This is a genomic window from Candidatus Cardinium sp. cBcalN2 (genome assembly GCF_022810445.1).
In the GTDB taxonomy this organism is placed as follows: Bacteria; Bacteroidota; Bacteroidia; order Cytophagales; family Amoebophilaceae; genus Cardinium.
Window position 1 is genome coordinate 1 of sequence record NZ_JAACGD010000114.1, and the last position, 7,083, is coordinate 7,083.

Genomic DNA, 7,083 nt, shown 5'->3' on the forward strand with positions numbered 1-7,083 from the left:
AGTTAAAATAATTAGTTTCCGCTCACCACTATGGTTTATGCTAGTAAAAAACGCGCGCTTTTTTCATCAGCGCTTGATTTTTTGCCTACTTTTTTATCAAGAAAAAAGTAGGATAAAAATGCTTTTTTACCACTGACTTGAACAGATACTATAATGAAATAAAAACAAGTTAAAATTGCTTCAGTGGACGCCATTGCCTGAACAAATACAAGATACGGAGCGCAAAACCGCAACTTACTGAATCTAGATGAGGATTTAAGCAACGGATCAACGTGTAAACTACCAGCCAGCGTAGCCTTTCAAAAGAAAAGCTTTATTACCCTAAGCTACACACCACACATCGAAATCCAATAGTAGCACTAGCATGCTCTTTCTGCAAATAACGTCTAGTACCTATTTGCAGAAAATAAGCACAATCTGCCCAAGAACAACCTTTATATACTTTGGCATCATCATTGGTAAGAGCAGCTTTACTAGCTATATAGTCATTACCAGCATGGCCCAAAGATTCATCCCGCTTAACAGGATTTAAATCACCCGTATCTTGTAAAGAAAGAGGGCTGTAAGTATCATTTACCCAACAACAAACATTGCCCACCATATCATAGATACCAAGATCATTAGGAGGATAGGCATAGACATAAGAAGTAGGCGCTGCATGATCAGATTCACCACACATCCCTTTATAATTCCCTTTCCCGCGCTTAAAGTTAGCCAAGAACTGACCATTTGCGCCTCTTGGAGAAGAACTAGACCAAGGATAACTGCTTTGATGGCTCTGTAAGTAATCTACATTAGCTATACCTACTATGGCACGTGCAGCATATTCCCATTCTGCTTCAGTGGCCAAGCGAAATACAGGATATGCTTCCTCCACTTCATTGCCCTCTACATGCTCAAGTTTATCTTTCTCTGCATAGGCATCATCATCGGCAGCAGGATTTGATTTTGCTTCACGTCGCTTAGTTTGGCGCTTCATCTTTTCTTCCTTAAACTTTGCGGTACGCCATTTACAATATTCTGTAGCTTGCACCCAAGTTACACCAACAACTGGGTAATACATAAAACCAGGTGCATATAAATAATTATCTATATATTGATCATTACATATACTACCATCTTTTGCCCAAACCTTCTGATCGGGAATAGCAGCTTGATATTGGTCCATCAAGCCATTTTTTTTTAAATCATATAAGTATTCTCTATAATCTAAATTAGTAATAGGCGTTTGATCCATGTAAAAAGAATTGACCGTAACCGGTTTAGCATAGCGCCCTCCCGTACCCAACTTATCTTCACCTAAATTGCCCATTACCATATAGCCTCCTTCTATATATACCATGCCTGGAATAGACGAAAAACGCTTAGAGGGCACTACAGGCAGGGTGTCAGCTTGATTAAAAGGCCGCCCTGTGGTCAAGCTTACTTTACCTGGGCGTGTACTAGAAGGGTGGCGCTTACCATAAGCTGTAAAATAAGCCAAAGCCAAAAATATAAGAAAATACTTCAACCGAGCAATACCAGAAATGATAGTCATAATGAATAGTTTTGCAGATACTAACTAAAAGAATAAAAAAAATAGTATTTTATTAAAATAATAAAACGTTATTAACGCCTATTAGCAAACCTATTTGCGATGAACAATCTTTAGAAGAAAGCACGGTGGATCACTGCAGCATACTAGATGCACTTAAAAAGCATAAAGAAGCTTCGATACCAAAATGACCATTAAATAGGTTTGCATAGGCAACTGCTATAGCCTATCGCCACAGCAGCTGCATGGAGCGATAAAGATAAACAAAAAAATTAAATTACCGAAAATATAGCCTCTCACTTCAGGACTGTCTAGTGCGCATAGAAGGCCGGATCATGGCACCAGGTATTTTTCTTAGTAAAGTCAAATAAACAAAATAGGCCTCTAGCCTATCGAAAAAAAAACCAAGTTGTACGGTATAATGCGGTTGCCTGTAATGGAGCGTAGCCGGATAAGCAAAGTTACTGGCTATGTCTTGAATGTGTAATGCTGCGCTCCTACTGCTACCCATGTAAAGTTGTATGGTATAACCTTTTAAACAATTTGTACGCTCATAAGCTGCTTTTCTGGCTGCTAACCGTGCTGCTAAAAGTTTGGTTTGGCCTAATGGACATAGCAATGGACCAGAGGGATTTTTTTTTACCCATTTGGGCGGTTTACAAAACCGCATTCTATGTACAGCAAGATCTTCGTTATAGATCCCTTTTTTTAATTTCTTTAAATTAGATACAGGTGCTGCTTTTGATGGAATCAACAAAATCAAGCTGATCAAAAAGAAAAGCACCAGGTGACGTATGCTCATTGTGTGTATTTGTTTCAATCAGTCGTAAATATAAAGCATATTTGGAGTACCCTGCTATAAGCATAATATGCATACCGCTGTTTTAATTGTATAGATGATTACCATATTCTAAATATAAAAAAATAGAGCTTTATCAAGAAAATAGTTAAGCTAAAAATTTATGGATTAAGTTTACCCATGGTATTGATTCTATCACATACGCTTTTAAGCCATTTTCTTAACAGATAAATAGAATCATTTGGATTCTACAACAGATTTACTTACCTTGCCACAAGCAAATTTAGGGGGCTCGTATGCTATTTGGATTGGAAAAGTCACATAAAAAATATTGCTTAAAATGTACCAAAATTAATCCACTATGAAAAGAACATTTCAACCATCACTTAGAAAAAGAAGCAACAAACATGGTTTTAGAGAGCGTATGTCAACAGCGAATGGTCGTGCGGTATTGGCCAGAAGACGTGCCAAAGGAAGAGTAAAGTTAACTATTTCTGATGAGCCTAGGCACAAGCGTTAATATTACCCCACTCTGTGGCTATTGTTTATGGGCAAAAATAAGCTACCCAAGTGCAATAGACTAACTAATCCTAAAGACATCAGGATGCTTTTCAAGGAAGGAAAAGCCTATAAACTACCTTCCTGTACCCTCTTTTATCTACAAAAAAAGCAAGAACTGTTTTTATCCAATAAAGTTCTGTTCGCTGTCTCTAAACGAAAGATCCGCTCGGCTGTGCAACGTAATAAAATAAAACGGTTGCTTAGAGAAGCCTACCGAGTCAATAAATACATACTGGATGACTTTTTAAATACTACCCGTGCTAAGCTTGTCTTTTTAATAGGATATGTGTATACTGGTACAGAGGAAGAGATCCACTATCCTATTTTAAATAGGGCTGTTATTAGCTCCTTGCAACATCTTATGGCTTTGCTCACTAAAGAACAATCTAAATAGTTCTTCAACATAAGCGTTGTGTCTGTTTCGTATGTTTTTAATAATTGATTAAGCAGTCCTATTATTTGTTACTTGAGAAATTTGATAGGTGGCTGTGCAATAAATCCTTAATAAAAAACTATTTTTCAGCACTATAAATACAGGACCGGCAATGGATTTAGACAGTCTTATTTTTCTCTTTTTTTTATTCATGAATTTACTCGTTGGTATGCGTGCTATTAGGCATCCCAGCATCCCATATGCCCGATTTAATACAGCCAATATCATAGCAACCATTATGGCTATAACCTATGGGGGAGAGATTTTATCCAATCCACCACATATAGGTAGTGTATTAGGGTTAACCGGTAGCGCGATCAGCTATTTTATAATAGCCAATCTACTCATATATCGTTTACACCTATTGCTAAATAGAGGTTCAGTAGCAGAAATGATGGGGCGCCTTTATGGCAAATTAGCGCGAGAGGTGGTAGCTATATCTGGTCTATTACATACCACGGCGGTAGCTGCTATGCAATTTAAATTACTAGCAATGGCTATAGGCTGGTTTTTTACTATTCAAGCAGATTATAGTCTGCTTATAGCAGCTTTTTTTATAACCTTTAGTATTGGGTCAAATAATATAGAATCACCAACGCTGGTACGGGTGGTACGTTGTGCCACTTTTGGGATATTACTACCCATGATTGCTTGGACACTATGGAGAGGTATGGTAACGCAATATAATGCTGATCAAGTCAACCTGATTTTAGCTATTAAACGCTCCTGGAATACCTTAATCCATTTTCATGCTGCCCCACTAGACTATATCGCTTATTTGATCGCATTTTCCATACCTGCTTTCTTTCCTGTTCAAGTAAAACCTATGTTAATTGCTGAAAATGTGACTCAAATAAAACGTTCCTTTAATGGTGCTGGTTTATTATTATTGGTCATAAGCTTTCTTATACTATGGGTGACTCTTTTGGTAGAGCACCATGATAGTAAGCTACTTATATCAGCTATTCCCCTAACTACTTTTGATGCATATGTTGGATTAAAGGCGCTATTTATGATAGCGATTGCTTCTTTAACCACCTCTACAGCAGGTGCCAATTTACATGCAGCCACTGGTTTAATGAGCAATGACTTATCCTATCTGTTTAAATGGATTAAACAGCCCATCATGTATCGAGCTATGGCAGGTATGATCGGAACCCTGTTTGCACTTTGTGCGCCAGACCAACTAATCTGGATGGCTATTATTTTATTTAAAACGACTGTCAGTCTACCTTTACTACTCTCTTTAACTGGCATTTGTCTCCATCGACATGCTGTTTTAGCAGGTATGCTGGCAAGTGTTTTAACCACTATTGGATGGTTTTTCTTGGCATCTAATCCAGCTATAAGTAGTTTGCTACCAGCCATGCTAATGAATCTAATAACTAGTATGCTTGTCCAGTTTTTAACTGGTAATCAAATCACATACCAGCAAAATTTACCCAATAGATTGGCCCAAGAAAGAGTAGTCCAAGTGCCGCCATTATGGCAAAGGATGGCCAAATACATCACACAAAAGATGAAGCAGTTTAATTTTTGGGATTATCTTGACAAACAACTGCCAAAAGATAATTTACCTTATCTATTTTTTATTTTTTATATTTTACTAACAGGTTATGGATCTTTTTATACTTTTTCGAGTAATACTATATGGCATACTAGCTTAGAAGTACTGATTCTCTTTCCCAGCCTTTTGGTTTCCACATTTTTCTTAGTTTATACCTTTATTTTGCCCCAATTATATATCCGTAAACTTACCTCAATCATATGGCCATTAAGTCATATTTACTTTCTTTTCTTAGTAGGTACTGCCATGCCCATCCTTAGCAAATTTGCCTATTTACATGATGTTATTTTTATACTCAACCTCACTTTATCTATTTTTATTACCCCACTGCTCGTAATATTGTTTGGATCTATGATGAGTGTGCTAATGGTCTGGGGCATGCTTCATTATATGCATAGTGATATTACATGGATAGATTGCTTTTTAGACTTAAATATCCGTATTGTCTATGCCATACTACTACTATTCGTTTTAGTGGGTGGTTTGGTATACCATAAAAAAAGCTTAAGTAAGCTCTTATCGATCATACAAGCCTTAACTAGTGAAAAAGAGGAACAAAATGCAAGGCAGTTCTTTAACAAGCAACAAGTAGATGCATTGGCTTATGAAAGCAGTTGTATCATATCCCAATTAAACAACCAATTGATTAGATTGGAACAATCCGAGGAGCGTCAACTTGCTTATTCAGAACAAGCCATTAGATTAAAAAAATATTTTAACAGCATTTTTAAACACCTGAAATATAACCTCCATTTAACTACTAACTGGATTAGCATTGATCAATTATTAGCCCAATGTTTTGATGCTATCAAAACCAACAACATATATGATGTACCCTATGTAATGATAGATACCAAACAGCTCTATATACAGTGCGCAGTAGAAAGTATAAAAAATCTAATTATCAACAGTTTATACTCTTGTACCACACATCAATCGCTACATAGCGATCAAAGAAAAGATATTTATATATACATAGATGATACCCAATTAGGCTATCGGTTAACTCTTTTAGAAGGTAAATTACAAAAAATCAAAGCGATCAGCTTTGTCATCACTACAGCAACGCGCTTACCTGTTATACACCCCCTATATAAAGTAGCAGAAATGGCAGATATTCAGATATCAAACGGCGGCCATGAAGAAAAAGAGGATTCGGAGCATCAACATATTGTACATGCCCATTACGGTTACTATGAACGGTTCTCTTCCGAATCAGAAATCACCTATCTATACGTAATACCTGTAAACGTCAAAGAAATTACTAAGGCATTTGCTACCCTTTCCCCTGTTGTTTATACACAAAGAATGGTATTAGATCCAGTGAGTATGAAAGAAGAAGCTACTTTTATAGAAAAAGTCAAGCAGAAAAAAGGATTGAATATAGATGCCATCATGGATGCGCTACAACTCATTAAAATCTATTATACGACACAAAGAAGAAAAACAGGGGAACTGTTTTATTTACACCCCATGGCAGTTGCTTCTATTTTACTGACTATAACAGATGAGTCTAATGTTATTATTGCAGGTTTACTGCATGATGTAGTACAAAATACCCCGCTTACAGAAGCAGGTTTAACGACTCTATTTGGTACTTCTATTACACAAACCGTAATGGCTGCAGCACGCTTAGAGAAAGAGCTATTAAACCAAAAAGGGGATTATAATAGCTACATCAAACGTATCACATCTGATAAAAATCATGATGCTATGTTGGTTAGGCTGGCTGATGTCTTACATAACGCAAGAACAATTTCTGGCCATACAATCGAAAAACAGATAGAAAAAGCCAGATTAATTCAAAAGTTTTACTTGCCATTAGCCATGCAAATACAGCTGGTTGATATCACGCATGAATTGCAGCTACATACTGAAAAGGTATTCAATATAGCTATGGTAAAGCATTAAGAAAGGTAAAAAAGAAAAGACCTGTTGTAAAAATTTGCGATCAGCAAGCATAGCTTACCAGCTGAAAAGAAAAACAGTACGGCTTAAATGTACCAATGGTGGTCATCCTTAAGTTCATGCCATTAGGCTGTTCAGAACATAAGTAAAAAAGACTTTTAATACCACTTTTTTCTTGATAAAAAAGGTAGCCGTTCAGCGCAGTTGCTAAGGTTACGTAGAAAAAGCAAAAACGCCCATTTTAAAATAGTTGCGCTCAGCAAGTGCCTGGTATAACTGAA

General features: G+C 36.7%; 5 protein-coding genes. 3 read left to right on the forward strand and 2 right to left on the reverse strand.

Annotation, left to right across the window (positions count from 1 at the left end):
- Positions 1–316: 316 nt before the first annotated feature.
- Together MUW74_RS03450 and MUW74_RS03455 are read right to left on the reverse strand one after the other, a co-directional pair.
- Positions 317–1,537 (reverse strand): SUMF1/EgtB/PvdO family nonheme iron enzyme, encoded by a 1,221-nt coding sequence (locus tag MUW74_RS03450; protein ID WP_243518965.1) that lies wholly within the window; start codon positions 1,535–1,537, stop codon positions 317–319.
- Positions 1,538–1,835: 298 nt separating this feature from the next.
- Positions 1,836–2,336: a hypothetical protein gene (locus tag MUW74_RS03455; protein WP_243518968.1), complete on the reverse strand. Its 501-nt coding sequence runs from the start codon at positions 2,334–2,336 to the stop codon at positions 1,836–1,838.
- A 358-nt stretch (positions 2,337–2,694) separates the two neighbouring features.
- On the opposite strand from MUW74_RS03455, the gene rpmH reads away from it, so the two are divergent.
- The 3 genes from rpmH to MUW74_RS03470 all read left to right on the forward strand — a co-directional run bounded on the left by rpmH (position 2,695) and on the right by MUW74_RS03470 (position 6,805).
- Positions 2,695–2,853, forward strand: a complete 159-nt coding sequence (gene rpmH, locus MUW74_RS03460) for a 50S ribosomal protein L34 (RefSeq protein ID WP_243018494.1) — start codon at positions 2,695–2,697, stop codon at positions 2,851–2,853.
- A 27-nt stretch (positions 2,854–2,880) separates the two neighbouring features.
- Positions 2,881–3,288, forward strand: coding sequence for a ribonuclease P protein component (rnpA, locus tag MUW74_RS03465; protein ID WP_243518971.1), 408 nt, complete (start codon positions 2,881–2,883; stop codon positions 3,286–3,288).
- Between the two features lie 190 nt (positions 3,289–3,478).
- Positions 3,479–6,805 carry an HD domain-containing protein gene (locus MUW74_RS03470; RefSeq protein ID WP_243518974.1) on the forward strand — a complete coding sequence of 1,109 codons (3,327 nt, stop codon included), beginning with the start codon at positions 3,479–3,481 and terminating at the stop codon, positions 6,803–6,805.
- Positions 6,806–7,083: the final 278 nt, after the last annotated feature.